Annotated in this window: 11 protein-coding genes and 1 pseudogene; 6 read left to right on the top strand and 6 right to left on the bottom strand. The window is 44.0% G+C overall.

From position 1 onward, the window contains the following. Window positions 1–161: 161 nt before the first annotated feature. Together DFP80_RS21060 and DFP80_RS07485 are read left to right on the top strand one after the other, a co-directional pair. Window positions 162–293, top strand: a pseudogene (locus DFP80_RS21060) (LacI family DNA-binding transcriptional regulator); the annotation flags it as partial. A 93-nt stretch (window positions 294–386) separates the two neighbouring features. Then, on the top strand, window positions 387–1,196 hold the full coding sequence (locus tag DFP80_RS07485) for a substrate-binding domain-containing protein (protein ID WP_241560239.1): 810 nt from the start codon (window positions 387–389) through the stop codon (window positions 1,194–1,196). A gap of 76 nt (window positions 1,197–1,272) precedes the next feature. On the opposite strand, the gene DFP80_RS07490 is transcribed toward DFP80_RS07485, so the two are convergent. Continuing rightward, the gene (locus DFP80_RS07490) at window positions 1,273–3,312 is read right to left on the bottom strand and encodes an EAL domain-containing protein (RefSeq protein ID WP_113916183.1); all 2,040 of its coding nucleotides are present in this window, start codon (window positions 3,310–3,312) and stop codon (window positions 1,273–1,275) included. Between the two features lie 6 nt (window positions 3,313–3,318). Then, window positions 3,319–4,875 (bottom strand): methyl-accepting chemotaxis protein, encoded by a 1,557-nt coding sequence (locus DFP80_RS07495; RefSeq protein WP_113916184.1) that lies wholly within the window; start codon window positions 4,873–4,875, stop codon window positions 3,319–3,321. A 373-nt stretch (window positions 4,876–5,248) separates the two neighbouring features. Here DFP80_RS07495 and DFP80_RS07500 point away from each other — a divergent pair, with 373 nt between their 5' ends. Then, a complete protein-coding gene (locus tag DFP80_RS07500; protein WP_113916185.1) occupies window positions 5,249–6,805 on the top strand; it encodes a cryptochrome/photolyase family protein in 1,557 nt (518 codons plus the stop codon). 12 nt (window positions 6,806–6,817) lie between these two features. On the opposite strand, the gene DFP80_RS07505 is transcribed toward DFP80_RS07500, so the two are convergent. Next, window positions 6,818–7,759 (bottom strand): DMT family transporter, encoded by a 942-nt coding sequence (locus DFP80_RS07505; protein ID WP_113916186.1) that lies wholly within the window; start codon window positions 7,757–7,759, stop codon window positions 6,818–6,820. A gap of 97 nt (window positions 7,760–7,856) precedes the next feature. Here DFP80_RS07505 and DFP80_RS07510 point away from each other — a divergent pair, with 97 nt between their 5' ends. Further along, window positions 7,857–8,756 carry a LysR family transcriptional regulator gene (locus DFP80_RS07510; protein ID WP_113916187.1) on the top strand — a complete coding sequence of 300 codons (900 nt, stop codon included), beginning with the start codon at window positions 7,857–7,859 and terminating at the stop codon, window positions 8,754–8,756. A 32-nt stretch (window positions 8,757–8,788) separates the two neighbouring features. Here DFP80_RS07510 and DFP80_RS07515 read toward each other — a convergent pair whose 3' ends face one another. The 3 genes from DFP80_RS07515 to sstT form a co-directional block, all read right to left on the bottom strand. Then, complete coding sequence (locus DFP80_RS07515; protein WP_113916188.1) at window positions 8,789–9,307, bottom strand: glycine cleavage system transcriptional repressor; 519 nt, start codon at window positions 9,305–9,307, stop codon at window positions 8,789–8,791. Window positions 9,308–9,434: 127 nt separating this feature from the next. Then, the gene (locus DFP80_RS07520) at window positions 9,435–10,673 is read right to left on the bottom strand and encodes an MFS transporter (protein ID WP_113916189.1); all 1,239 of its coding nucleotides are present in this window, start codon (window positions 10,671–10,673) and stop codon (window positions 9,435–9,437) included. 409 nt (window positions 10,674–11,082) lie between these two features. After that, on the bottom strand, window positions 11,083–12,306 hold the full coding sequence (gene sstT / locus DFP80_RS07525; RefSeq protein ID WP_258546977.1) for a serine/threonine transporter SstT: 1,224 nt from the start codon (window positions 12,304–12,306) through the stop codon (window positions 11,083–11,085). Window positions 12,307–12,529: 223 nt separating this feature from the next. On the opposite strand from sstT, the gene DFP80_RS07530 reads away from it, so the two are divergent. Together DFP80_RS07530 and DFP80_RS07535 are read left to right on the top strand one after the other, a co-directional pair. Continuing rightward, window positions 12,530–13,168, top strand: a complete 639-nt coding sequence (locus DFP80_RS07530) for an NAD(P)H-dependent oxidoreductase (RefSeq protein WP_113916191.1) — start codon at window positions 12,530–12,532, stop codon at window positions 13,166–13,168. Between the two features lie 171 nt (window positions 13,169–13,339). Next, window positions 13,340–13,876: a DUF3750 domain-containing protein gene (locus DFP80_RS07535; RefSeq protein WP_113916192.1), complete on the top strand. Its 537-nt coding sequence runs from the start codon at window positions 13,340–13,342 to the stop codon at window positions 13,874–13,876. Window positions 13,877–14,012: the final 136 nt, after the last annotated feature.

Consider the following 14,012-nt stretch of genomic DNA (forward strand, 5'->3'; position numbering starts at 1 on the left):
TCATTTAAAACTTTGACCATAAACTAATAAATCCAGAAATTGATGTTTATTAGAAAGCTTAACGATGAAATTTTGTCTCACAAATGAACTCTTTTGATCCTATTCATGAGCCCTCTCACTTGCTATGTTAAGAAGCACAGACTGATACTGGGGAAATACCGATGAAGCGACCAACCATTACCGATCTTGCCGCACATGCAGGGGTCAGCGCGTCCACCGTAAAACGACTGATTCACGGACGAGAACACGTACGGCCCGAAACGGTCGAGCGCATTTTAGTTGCCGCTGAAGACATTGGTTATTACGGCATCAATACTCTGAAAGCCCGCAAACGCGATAATCTACCCCACCGAAAACTGGGCTTTCTACTGCAACAGTCGCATCGTTTGATATACCAGCAATGGGCCGACGCCCTGAAGGTCGCTGCCGATCGCTACCCTCATGCCGTCATTCAAGCCACCGTCGAGTTTGAAGACAACCTTGCGCCAGAAGCCATCGCGCAACAGCTCTTAGAGCTGGGCAAAAAAGTGGATGCCATTGCGATTGTCACGCCCGATCACCCTTTGATCAGCAACGCTATTGATGAATTAAAGCATCAGGGTGTACCCGTTGTTGCGTACATCTCGGATTTGTCTGCGCCAAGCCGCGCAGGTTTTGTTGGTACCGACAATTGGAAAGCTGGACGAACAGCCGCTTGGTTCTTAACCCAACTTGCCGAAAAAGGCGCGTGCGTGGTGCCTTTAATCGGCAGTCATCGTTATCAATGCCAAGACATCTCAGATTCCAGTTTTCGCTCGTATATACGAGAAATGGCCCCTGACGTCACCGTTTTAGAGACACTGCTGACCAAAGAAGAACCCGATGAAGCCTACAAAGTTGTGAAACACGCGCTGCAAGAACATACGGATTTGAAAGGCATATTTGTCAATGGCGGCGGCATTTCTGGGGTTTTAAACGCCATTCGTGAATTGCCGACTGAACAGCAAAAAGACATCAAGATCGTATGCCGAGACATGGGAGAGGAAGCTCGCGTAGGCTTGCAGCAAGGGCTTATCGCAGCCGGTTTACATCATCCGGCCGAATTCATGTCAAACGAACTCATCCAACTGATGCTTGATGTCATTGAGCGCAAAGAGGACAGCTCCATGCAACAGCGAATTGTCGCTTTTTCCATAGCCACCCCTGAATCCATTTAAGCGGCTGTTTTTAGCAGCAACTAAACAGAAGCAGCCAAACGGGTGGCCCCCAAAAAAGGCTAGTAACACTCTAATCTCAATTGGTTACGGGGCTAAGTACTACCCATTGGGGAATATCCACCACTGGAATGGCTTTAGAGTAATAAAAACCCTGCGCGTATTCACAACCAATGTTCGCTAGGAAAGCTTGCTGTTCCGGCGTCTCAATACCTTCTGCGGTGACCGTTAAATGGAATGACTTTGCGATTGATACGATGGCTTCCAACATCAAACGGCCACTTTCTTGCTCCGACTCGATGACGAAACTGCGGTCAATTTTAAGGTTATCCAGAGGCAATTTTCCTAAGTAACTCAAGGCAGAATAACCGGTACCAAAGTCGTCTAAGCAGATTTTGACTCCCGCCTCTCTCAATGCAGAAGCGTTTGATTTCACCTGATCACCAATGGTGAGCAAGGCATCTTCCGTGACTTCGACTTCAATCGATTTGGGGTCAATGTCATGTGCGTTTATTTTTTCAATCAGCTCATCAATAATACACTTCATACCAAAACTCTTCGCTGAGAGGTTAATCGCCACTGGCGTATCGGCATTAAATATCGATGAATTGGCTTTGATGATCGACAAGGTTTTATTCATCACGCACTTGTCTAACTCAATAGGCAGATTCAACTCTTGCGCGGCTTCGATCACTTCCCAAGGTGGAACAAAGCCATAGTCATCGCTAAACCAACGCATTAGTGCTTCATAGGCCACAACACAATTGTGTCTAAGGTCAATTTTGGGCTGAAAATACACATCAATCTCGACATTTTTAATGGCTTTGATGAGCGCTTTTTGAATGCCTTTTTTACGATCTGCGGCTCGGTGAATCGATTCGTTATAACAGGATAAAAACAACATATTTTGACGAGAGTATTCGATTGCCATCAGCGCACGCTCAACCACGTCACTAAAAGTGTCTTTGTTTTTGGCGAAATACGCACTACCAACACGAATATCTGAACTAATGTCTCCAACGGTACGCTGTAATTCTGTGTGTAAAGTGGTGGCTTTATCCTCTACTTGCCGCTCCAAATTTTGCGTAGTATCAACAACAAAAATGAGCAAAAATCGGCTGGCTTGTAAACGGCTGCAATGCAGGTAACTGACTTGATCTTCTAAGGAGCGCGCCAATTCTTCCAACATTCTATCGGCCAACACTTCGCCGTTTAGTTTTCGAATACGATCGAAATCCGTCAGTTCAAACACCATAAAACAAAACAAGGCGTTTTCAACTTGATTGCCATCAAACAGCTGTTGAACATAATCGAGCTGTGGCAACTTGGTGACCGAATCAAAGTTTCTCAAAAAGAAGGCTTCGTTAGCGGCGACCACTTTTTCTGACACATCAATGCCCACTCCTTGAATGTGATAGCCGATGTTGTCTTTTACTAATTTAAACCGCCATTCTACTTCCGTATGAGACGAGGAAGCTTTCATCATCAAGGACATTTTTAATTCATTTTTAAAGCCATTTTCAGATAACGAAAACAGCACCTGCGCGTCTCTTTTTGAAGATGATGCCACGCAACCTAAAAAGTCATCACCGGCAATTTCATTGGTATGAAATTGTTGCGAAAAGGACCTATTAGACAAAATAATGGTGCCTTCCAAGGAAATCCGAACAATAAAAAGCCCTTCAGAATCAAATACATTGCGGTAACGAACGTCCACTCGTTCTAATTGTTCGACCACATTTTGATACATAGACAAATCATGGCAAATACCCACAAAAAATGGCTGACCTTCTGGTGTTTCGGCTCGTCCGACAGATAAATGCATTTGAAAAAGTTGGCCGCTCTTTTTCATCGCGGTCACTTCCCGACCTTTGCCAATGATCGCGGCTTTGCCGGAATCAAGATAGTTTTTCAGGTAGCCATCGTGTCGGTCTGCGTCACTTTTTGGCATCAATATGGAGACATTCTGACCAAATACGTCGGCTTCGCTATAACCAAACAGCAATTCAGCCGAAGGCGAAAAAGATTGAATAATGCCACGAGCATTAATAATAATGATGCCATCCGCTGCCGCTTCAAACAGTGCTTTGTAGAGGGAGCCTTCCTTGTCTATCGCCATAATCTGTTACTTGAACCTTTTAACCAATTCGTACAATGCTTTAGTGGATTCTGTTGAGCGCAAAAGAGATGCTTCGGTGGATTCCATTTTTTGTGTGTTTTCATGACCTAACTTCGCGATCTTATGTACTTGATGACTGGTTTCTTCAATCACGATAGATTGCTGCTGAGTAGCGGCCGCCATTTGCAATGAACGGGCGGCGATCTCGCCGACAACAAGATTAACTTCTTTCACCAGCTCATCTTCTACGGCCACTTTACTTAAGCTTTCTTTGGACATAATCACACCTTCTTCAGCCACTTTCGAGGTCGCTTTCACCCCCTTTAATAGGTCCTCTATAGCTTTGTCGATTTCCTGAGTTAATGATTGTGTTTTGGATGCCAGATGACGCACCTCATCAGCGACCACGGCAAAACCTCGACCATACTCTCCCGCACGCGCCGCTTCGATGGCAGCGTTCAGTGCCAATAAATTGGTCTGTTCGGCAATTTGATCAATCAAATTGCTCGACGTAGATATTTTATCAGCCAGCGCCGCTACGTGATTCACCGACTCGCCAATGCTCATTACCGTGGCGTTCAATGTCTCAATCGATAGCCTTGCGTCATTTCCCGCAATCGCGGCGTGTTGAGTAATATCAGAGGCTTTACTCGCGTACTCCGCCGTTTCTGCGATATTTTGCGACACTTCTGAAATGGTAGACGACATTTCCGTCATTGACGTTGCGATTAAATCAGTTTCTTCTTGCTGATGCTGTATTTTGACTTTGGCGCTGGAAATAGAGGAATAGGACATCTTCATTTCTTTTTCGACTTCAGAGGCACCGTTTTCAATTCGGGTAAGTATGGTGCCAAGTCTTGAATGTAAGCTTTTAATGCCAACCGAGATGTCACCAACAGTGGACGACTGACGGGTATAAGTCGCTGTTGCGACAGGGTGTTTAAATGCAGCTTTGCCTAATTTATGTTGTAAATAACCTAAAAACTTACCTTGTTGGCGCTTTAAAACCACCACATAAACAGACAATAAAAACGAGAATAGAAACAACGCGCTTTCGAAAGAGCCTAGCCATACGGTTAAACCGATGATCACGGCGGATAATACGAGCAAAATATGTTCGAGGTTAAATAGACCACTAGGATTGAAACTGGATTTATTCTCATTTATTTTTCGATAAACGGTTTCTGCACGCTTTACATCTTCCCGTTTAGGACAAATGCGAACCGATTCGTATCCTACCGTGTGGCCGTTTTCAGTGATAGGCATTACATAGGCATCAACCCAATAAAAATCACCGTTTTTACAACGGTTTTTTACCAGGCCCATCCAAGGAAAACCTGCCTTCAACTGTGTCCACATCACGTCAAATGCCGCGGAGGGCATATCTGGGTGCCGAACCAGATTATGAGGCTGACCAATCAGCTCTTTTTTATTGTAACCACTGACATCAACAAATGCCGTATTACAATCCAATATTTTTCCTTTTAGATCAGTCACAGAAATAAGTTTAACGCCTTCCGGAAAAGTGCGCTCTGTGCTCGAAACGGGTAGGTTTCTTTTCATGTTATCTCAACAGTTATCATTTTTATTAGATTATGAAGTCAATGAAGCTGAACCATTAATTTGGCTTATATCAGGGAACAGCACTATATAGTGATTAACAAAAACACATAGCAATTTAGAACGAAAAACACCATTCATTGATCTGTGTCATTTTATTTGACCTATAGAGCAAATTAGATTTGTTATTTTTCGCTCAACATTATGATTTCTATGTCATTTTTTTCAAAATAATTACAAATAGATACATTTGAGTTTGCTCAAAAGTGCTTTTCTCAGCCCCTTGTGACTACGCTGTGACGAAGACAGAGAACCAAACAGCGATGATTTGCGTAATAACATCAATCAAAGCGATTAAGTACAAAGGCCGGACAAATTGAACAACTCTTATCACACATTGCGTGTCATCCTTGGCGATCAACTAAACGCCACGCACTCTTGGTTCAAACAGCAGGATCAAGGTGTGCTCTATTTAATTGCCGAATTACACCCAGAAGCCACCTATGTCACCCATCATATTCAGAAGCTCTGTGCGTTTTTTCTTGCAATGCAACGCTTTACTAGCGCCTTAAAAGAAAACGGCCATGACGTGTGCTACCTAACTTTAGATGACACTCAAAACCAGAGCCTAGAAGAAGTAGTTTTAAACCTCGCCAAGCAACATAATATCGACCATGTAGAACTACAACGTCCCGATGAATATCGCGTTTTACAACAATATCACCAGCTGATCGCTAGAAACTTAAAGCCTAAATTTTGCATGGTAGACAGCGAGCATTTTTTACTGCCTTTTGAGGACATTTCACGTCATTTCAAACCTAAGCACAGTGTTCGCATGGAAAACTTCTATCGAAAAATGCGACAGCGTTTTAACGTCTTGATGGATGAGAATGGCCAACCTGAAGGCGGAAAGTGGAATTACGACAGCGCTAACCGGAACAAACTCAAGACAAAGGACCTAAACGAGATTCCAACACCTTTATCTTTTCAGCACGATATGCGCCATTTGCTAGAACGCCTCCAGCGTCACAATATCCCCTCCCTTGGCAATGCCGAATCCAATTTACTTTGGCCTGTGACCAGCCAAGACGCCTTGAACCTATTAGCCTTTTTCTGCGAGAACTTACTACCGAACTTTGGTCGTTTTCAAGATGCCATGACAAACAAAACGCCACACAGTTGGAGTCTGTACCATTGCCGTTTGTCTTTTGCACTCAATGTTAAATTGATCAGCCCAAAACACGTAATCAAAGCGGCGGTCTCGGCTTATCACGAAAACGACGCCATCGACATTGCACAAATAGAAGGGTTTGTCAGGCAAATTCTCGGCTGGCGTGAATACGTACGAGGTATGTATTGGATCAACATGCCAGATTATCAACAACAGAACGAATTAAACGCCGAGCGAGATTTGCCTAGCTATTTCTGGACAGGGCAAACTAAGATGAAATGCCTTGCCAGCGCCATTGGGCAATCTCTCGATTATGCTTACGCTCACCATATTCAACGTCTAATGGTGACAGGTAACTTTTGTTTATTAACCGAAATTCAGCCGCAACAAGTCGACGAATGGTATTTAGGCATTTACATCGACGCACTCGAATGGGTGGAATTGCCCAATACACGCGGCATGAGTCAATTTGCCGATGGTGGTTGGATTGCCTCCAAACCTTATGCCGCAAGCGGAAGTTATATACACAAAATGAGCGATTACTGCGGTGATTGCCATTACAAAGTAAAAGAGAAAACCAGCGACGAGTCTTGCCCTCTCAACAGTTTATATTGGCACTTTATGGTGAAACACCGAGAGCGGCTTGGAAAAAATCCACGCATCGGCATGATTTACGGAAATTGGGATAAGCAAAACGACGCACAAAAGTACGCTGTTTTGCAAAGAGCCGAGTGGTGCTTGGAAAACATCGAATCACTCTGACTTAATAACCGCTTAGCTAACCGACCTAGCTTCCCCACGGTTAAAGCCTTGTTGCCGCCATTTAACGATCCTTGGTAGCAATAAACCAGCTATCACGATTGCCACACCTAGCAACTGCAAACTTGTCACAGTTTGACCGTAAGCAAAGGCCGTCAATGCGGCAAAGACAGGAACAAAATTAAAGAACAACGAGGCGTTGGCAGCACCCAACTGCTTGACGCCTGATATCCACAACAAGTAACCACCCACGGTACCAAACACACCGATGAACAATAAGTCGCCTAAAACGCCTCGGCTTATTAGCAAGCTTTCTTGTAAAGGGTGTATCTCTGTGCTCAACGCAGCCACCAAAGAAATCACCCCTAACCCTGATAACATACCAACTAAGGTATAAGGAATCATCGGCATCCAGCGGCTCACGCCTTGCGTTAAATAGGTATAAAGGCTCCAGCACAACATCCCCAGAAAAATCATTTGATCACCGTGGTTGAACTCAAAACCCAATAACCGCTTTAACTCGCCATTGGTAAGCACAAGCAGAACGCCAGACAAACACACAACTAGACTAAACACAGCACTACGGGCAGGCAGTTTACGTTGCAATAAAGAGCCAATCAGCGACGTTGCTAACGGGCTGAGTGCCATGATTAAAGCGCCATTACTGGCATCGGTTTGCGCCAACCCAGTAAACAAGCCGAGGTTCAAACCGCCAACCCCAAGGATCGACACAGCAATTGCCCACGCCCATTGTTTCACCGTTAGGCTAGGCATGGGCATGTTTTTCCATTTGGCATAAACAAAAAGACAAAGAGCTGCAATAGCAAAACGCCAAATCACTAAAGTTAGCGCATTTACTTCTCCCAATGCATGTTTGCCAACAGGAAAGCAGGCTCCCCAAAAAAACGCACATAACATTAATAACAACACGGCATTCATATTCGCCGAACGGTTCATATCTGGCTCCATAATAGGACTTGAGAAAACATGAGAGACAGTGTATAGATTTTAAATACGGTATAAATAGACAAAAACGAGACCACAGATTCCAAATATGAAATTTAATTATTCCCTTGATGATATGCGTTGTTTTTGCGCTGTTGCACAGCATGGCAGTTTTAAACAGGCTTCCACTACGCTGGAAATACCTCTTTCCACATTAAGTCGACGCATCGCAAAGCTGGAAGATGATTTGGGCATTCGATTACTCAACCGCGATGCGCATCGAGTACAACTAACTCATTCAGGACAGCGCTATTACGAAAGAAGTCGGCCCCTTTTTGACGAATTGGAGGATGTAGCAGAATGCCTTTTACAAGATAAAATACAAGCAAAAGGTTCTATTAAGATCTCGGCACCCGTGAATTTTGGTGTACATGTTCTAGCGCCGCATTTTAATGCCTTTTTAAACCAATACCCTGACATTCATTTAGACTTACGCCTTTCGAATCAAACAATAGATATTGAAGAAGAAGCCATCGACATCGCCTTTCGCGTCGGTGACCATAATGCAGACCATTGGATTGGCAGGCACTTAACGGATATTCGCTTTGTTATCTGTGGTTCTGCCCATTTAGACCTATCTAGTTTAAAAACGCCCAGCAACTTGGAAGGGTTTCCCACGGTATTATGCTCGCCTATGTCCACTTGGAAGCTACAACACAATACGTCAGGAAAGCTGGAAACGCATAGACCAACCAGCAATATTCGTCTCAAAGTAGACGACATAAGTTTACTCACTCGCGCCATACAAGACGGTATTGGCATTGGTTTCATGCCGAATTACCATGCAAAACCCTTGATTGACTCAGGTGAGCTTCGACAAGTGCTGCCTGAATGGAGCAACCAACCTAGAGGCTGCCAAATGCTCTATCGAGATCGTAACAACATGCCACTGCGCTTGCGCTTGTTAATCGACTTTATGATCAATCGATTTAATGAAACACCGCGCTGAAGTAACAACAAAAGAGCATATACATGAAGCCGCTAAGCAAATTGATTAACAGATAGCTCCACCATTAAATCGCTGCTGATCTTTTCTAAAGCGGCTTCCAGTTCAGACAAAGGTAGATCTTTTGGGACTGCCAGCACCATCTCGGTTTTAAACAACATATCGGAACTCATCGGCGCAGGTTCGCAAGTGGTGGTTAGTTCTTTGACGTTAACCATTAATGAATGCAGCACTTGAGAAACTTCCTTCACTATCCCCGGCCGATCATTGCCGACAACAGACAAAGACAATGTTGAGCCTTCTGAAGCGCTCTGATTCGCCACTTCAATCGTGACCTGCAAACCCAACGATTCAAAATTTTGTAATGCATTAACTAAGTCTTCTTGATGTTCAAGAGGGACGGAAAAAATCAGAATGCCAGCAAACTTGTCAGCCAAATGCGCCATACGGCTTTCTAACCAATTACCATGATGACGAGCGATGGTGTCAGATAAACGCTCAACAAGACCGGGACGATCTTCTCCAATAAAACTCAATACGAGATGCTGTGACATAGATTTCTCCGTCAATATTTTTAGAATTATTCAAAAGAGTGAACCGCTTCATGCGACGCTATGTATAAAAAGTACACTAAATAATCACTATAGACGACTGCTATTTATTTAAGCACTTCACGCTGAACTAAAGCATTGTATTTTTCAATTCAGCTTTCGTTTGTCTGCGCAAAAACCAAAAACCCAACAAGGCAGCGGCAATGCCAGAGAAGCTGCCCATACCAATCGCCCAACGGGCACCCAGCACATCCGCCACCCAGCCGACTAAGGGCGCGCCTAATGCCGTACTCCCCAGCGCTGTTGCCAACACCACAGCCATCACTCGACCACGATAACGCTTTTCGGTAGCCACCTGCATGTAAGATGCGGTGGAGGTAGTAAACAGCTGTAAACTCAGGCCAAGTAGAATAAGTAAGGCGGCAAATGCCAAAAATGATGTACTGATAGAGACTAGAAAACAGCTTACTGCAAACATCGCAGCCACATAAATCATAAAGCGAAATGACGGTGACGAACGACGGCTTGCTGTCACCATAGCCCCAGAGATAGAACCAATTGCCATCATGGAAATCAAGAAACCGTATTGATCTGCATGACCTTGAAAAACATGGACCGTCATCGCCGATAAATACACGGAAAAATTCATCCCTAAACTACAAATCAAGAAAGACATCATCAATATGATAGCCATCTCACGATGCTGCCAAATATAACGAAAACCATCTAAAAACTTCGCCATATCAGGTGCTACTTTGCTGTTATCAGCAACAACCGCTGGCAAGCGTTTTTTAAATACCTGTAGAGAAATTAATAACGGAATAAAAGACAGCACATTGATCATGAACACCCAACCAGTTCCGATCAAAGCAATTAACACCCCTGCAATGGCTGGCCCAACCAAACGAGCAGAATTAAACGCCACTGAATTTAGCCCTACCGCATTTGATAACTCTTTCTCACTGACAATGTCAGACACAAAGGCATGACGTGCAGGGGCATCAAACGCAGCCACACAACCTAAAGCGAAGGCACAAGCACACACTTGCCAAAGCACAACGTGGCCACTTAACACCAACAGACCCAATATCAAAGCAAGCGTTGCCATTAAACTCTGAGTAATAAAAAGTAGCTTACGGCGATCCATACGATCTGCGGTCCAGCCAGTGATAGGCAATAACAAAATTTGTGGCGCAAATTGCAAAAAAACCACCAGCCCCACAGCTGACGCATTTTTATCCGACAACTCCGCAATAACGATCCAATCCTGAGCGGTTCGTTGCAACCAAGCGCCAATATTCGAAATCGCTGCACTTCCAAACCAAAGACGATAATTTGGATTAGAGAGAGACCGGAATGTACTGCTCAATGAAAACTCCTTAGCTTATTCAATAAAATAGTTTTGCATCATTTAAACGGCGTTATAGATGGGATTTTTCATCAGATAAGCGACTAATAGGGTACAAAAAACAACCTGCATAAATATAACTTTCTTATATAATCCACCATGCTTCTCCTATCTTGCAAAACAAGTCAAGATCAGAGCATGATAGTGGTTGGTTAATAAAACGAAGCTAACAACAGAAATTTCTGAAATTGCCAATGAACTCACAGCATCAAGTACTAACTTGCAGAAACTGTCCGTTCGGCTTGATCAACAGGCTACTCAATTCAAGCTTTAAAGCAACCAGTTGACGAGTAAACCATGCTAAAAAGAAAGGGAAGCAAAATGCTTCCCTTTCTTTTATTACACTCTATTTACCAAGCAAGTCTCAATCTCAACTCGCTTTTTCGTTAGAAAGACAAGCCGCTGCCGTAAACAACACATCTGTTGAACTGTTTAAGGCTGTTTCAGCTGAATCCTGCAACACACCAATGATAAAACCAACCGCCACCACTTGCATGGCAATCTCATTAGGAATATTAAATAAGCTACATGCCAACGGAATCAACAGCAAAGAGCCGCCAGCCACACCAGACGCTCCACATGCAGACACGGCAGCAACCATACTAAGCAATAGCGCCGTACCAAAATCTAAGGAAATACCTAAGGTATTCACCGCTGCTAGAGTTAAAACAGTAATGGTAATGGCCGCGCCTGCCATGTTGATCGTGGCGCCCAGCGGAATCGATACAGAATAAGTATCTTCATCCAAATCCAAACGCTTACAAAGATCCAAGTTAACGGGAATATTAGCCGCAGAACTACGAGTGAAAAATGCTGTCACTCCACTTTCTTTTAGGCATTTAAAGACCAAAGGGTACGGGTTACGACGAATTTTCCAGAATACCAACAGTGGATTGGTCACAAACGCGATAAAGAGCATGGCGCCAATTAATACGGCTAACAGATGTGAATAACCAAATAGAGCATCAAAGCCAGTTGCCGCTATTGTGCTGGCAACCAAGCCAAAAATACCAAATGGCGCCAAGCGGATAATGAAGGAGACAATCCCCGTCACACTGGTCGATATATGCTGCAACGCAGATTTGGTCGCTTCTGACGCATGACGCAAGCCCAAGCCAAAACCAATTGCCCAAGTTAAAATGCCGACATAGTTGCCTTGAACCAACGCATTGACTGGGTTATCTACCATTTTAAACACCAGGGTATGCAATACTTCGCCAATCCCTTGAGGCGCACTCTGGCTTAAATCAGGAGAGACCAAGCTTAATTGCGTCGGAAATACAAAACTGAACATCACAGCCGTTAATGCCGCGACAAAAGTACCCGCAATATAAAGCACAATTACAGGGCGTATATGGCTTTGTTGAGCTTGTTTATGATTGGCAATCGATGCCATCACCAACAAAAACACCAAAATGGGTGCAATGGCTTTTAGTGCTTTGACGAAAAACTCACCAAGCAGATTCGTAGACAAAGCAAGGCTTGGCGAAACATAGGCCAGCACTACGCCACAAAGAATACCGATAGCAATTTGTAATACCAAACTACCGCGAAGATAACGCTGAAACAGTGATGGTTTTTGAGCAAATGTCATTAGAAGGGGGTCCATTGAAATTTTCAAGCCCGCACCTTACTGCATCCCGCCTCAAAAATGAACCATTTCAGGGCATTATTGTAGATATTATTGCAATATATCTACCAAATCCAACATTTAACCGATCATTCAACTTCCTCATTCTCTGCAGAAAATCCGACTTGTACTCAAGCAAAATCAGCCCCATATTGCTTGCATACACAAACCTTACCAAGGAATTGAAATGTCGAATTTATTAGAGAAATTGAACTGGCGTTATGCCACAAAAAAAATGGACTCAAGCAAAGCTGTTGAGCAAGAAAAAGTAGATCGTATTCTAGAGGCCATTCGCCTTACTGCCACATCAAGCGGCCTTCAGCCGTACGAAGTTATCGTCGTAAAAAATAAAGCGCTGCGTGAAGCTATCGTCCCTCATGCTTGGAACCAAGCTCAAATAACCGATGGTTCTCATCTCTTAGTTTTTGCTGCATGGGACAACTACACGGAAGAGCGCATCAACAATATGTTCGACCTAGTAAACGACGAACGTGGCTTTAAAAACGAAGGCTGGGAAAACTACCGCCAGATGATTCTAGGCGCTTACCCTCCTCGCGATGCTGAAGTCAATTACCAACACGCTGCACGTCAAGCTTACATTGGTCTTGGCACCGCATTGATTGCCGCCGCTGAAGAAGGCGTAGACAGCACGCCAATAGAAGGTTTTGACCCTGCAAAAGTTGACGAGATTCTAGGTTTAACAGAACGCGGACTTCGCTCGGTTATTCTGCTTCCTTTGGGTTACCGCGCTGACGAAGGTGATTGGTTGAAAGATCTGAAAAAAGTGCGTCGCGCGAAAGAAGACTTTATTACTGAAATGAACTAATTTGCTGTTTCATTGAAACAAAAACTCTAAAACGCCAGTCTTCTGGCGTTTTTTTATATCCAATTTTTGTATTCGACAAGAAATAGGGAATCATCACTCTATGTGAAAAATATTGCTCCCTATTCTCTGCAATGCTCGTATGCTAATGACATCAAAAATAAAGGACAAAGTATGGCCAAGTATCTAGGACTACTATTCATCACCCTATTTTTAAGCGCGTGCTCTTCGAACGATAGTTGGCGTACCGCCAGCCGTGAGCCCGCTGGCATAGCGCCATCACCAGAAACAGAAAAAAGCGCAGTCATCGAGTTTTATGCCGCTGACGCCTATAACTGGCGCGGTTGGCTTGCAGTCCATACTTGGGTGGCAACCAAAGAAAAGAACGCCCCTGAATACACAGTTCATGAAGTGGTCGGCTGGCGAGTAAACCGCGGACTGCCAGCATTATCAGAATATACAACAACCACACCTGACCGTTATTGGTTTGGCGCGAAGCCAGAAAAAGTGCTTTCTATTATTGGCCCAAAAGCGGAAACATTGATTCCGAAAATAAATGAAGCAGTAAAGCGCTACCCTTGGGCAAACGAATACACAGTATTCCCAGGTCCAAACAGCAACACCTTTCCAGCGTGGATTGGCTTACAGGTCCCCGAATTAGAGCTTGATATGCCTTTCAGTGCCATCGGCAGCGGTTACGCTGACAACTAATCTGACGATTCATTTCCGAGAAGCATGTCTTCTCGGAAATTAAGTCAGTATTTAGAAAGCCCCCATATTGACCCGCCATACCCCTTAAGCTACGTTTTCTACATGGAAAACGAAGTACGCTGGCCTTGTTTTTAAA

This window comes from Marinomonas rhizomae, assembly GCF_003315485.1.
Taxonomy (GTDB): Bacteria; Pseudomonadota; Gammaproteobacteria; order Pseudomonadales; family Marinomonadaceae; genus Marinomonas; species Marinomonas rhizomae.

Bases quoted from the DNA above. Each gene is read 5' to 3' on its own strand.
- DFP80_RS07490 (WP_113916183.1), bottom strand. From the start codon at position 3,312: ATGGCGATAGACAAGGAAGGCTCCCTCTACAAAGCACTGTTTGAAGCG.
- DFP80_RS07495 (WP_113916184.1), bottom strand. From the start codon at position 4,875: ATGAAAAGAAACCTACCCGTTTCGAGCACAGAGCGCACTTTTCCGGAA.
- DFP80_RS07505 (WP_113916186.1), bottom strand. From the start codon at position 7,759: ATGAACCGTTCGGCGAATATGAATGCCGTGTTGTTATTAATGTTATGT.
- DFP80_RS07510 (WP_113916187.1), top strand. From the start codon at position 7,857: ATGAAATTTAATTATTCCCTTGATGATATGCGTTGTTTTTGCGCTGTT.
- DFP80_RS07515 (WP_113916188.1), bottom strand. From the start codon at position 9,307: ATGTCACAGCATCTCGTATTGAGTTTTATTGGAGAAGATCGTCCCGGT.
- sstT (WP_258546977.1), bottom strand. From the start codon at position 12,306: ATGACATTTGCTCAAAAACCATCACTGTTTCAGCGTTATCTTCGCGGT.
- DFP80_RS07530 (WP_113916191.1), top strand. From the start codon at position 12,530: ATGTCGAATTTATTAGAGAAATTGAACTGGCGTTATGCCACAAAAAAA.
- DFP80_RS07535 (WP_113916192.1), top strand. From the start codon at position 13,340: ATGGCCAAGTATCTAGGACTACTATTCATCACCCTATTTTTAAGCGCG.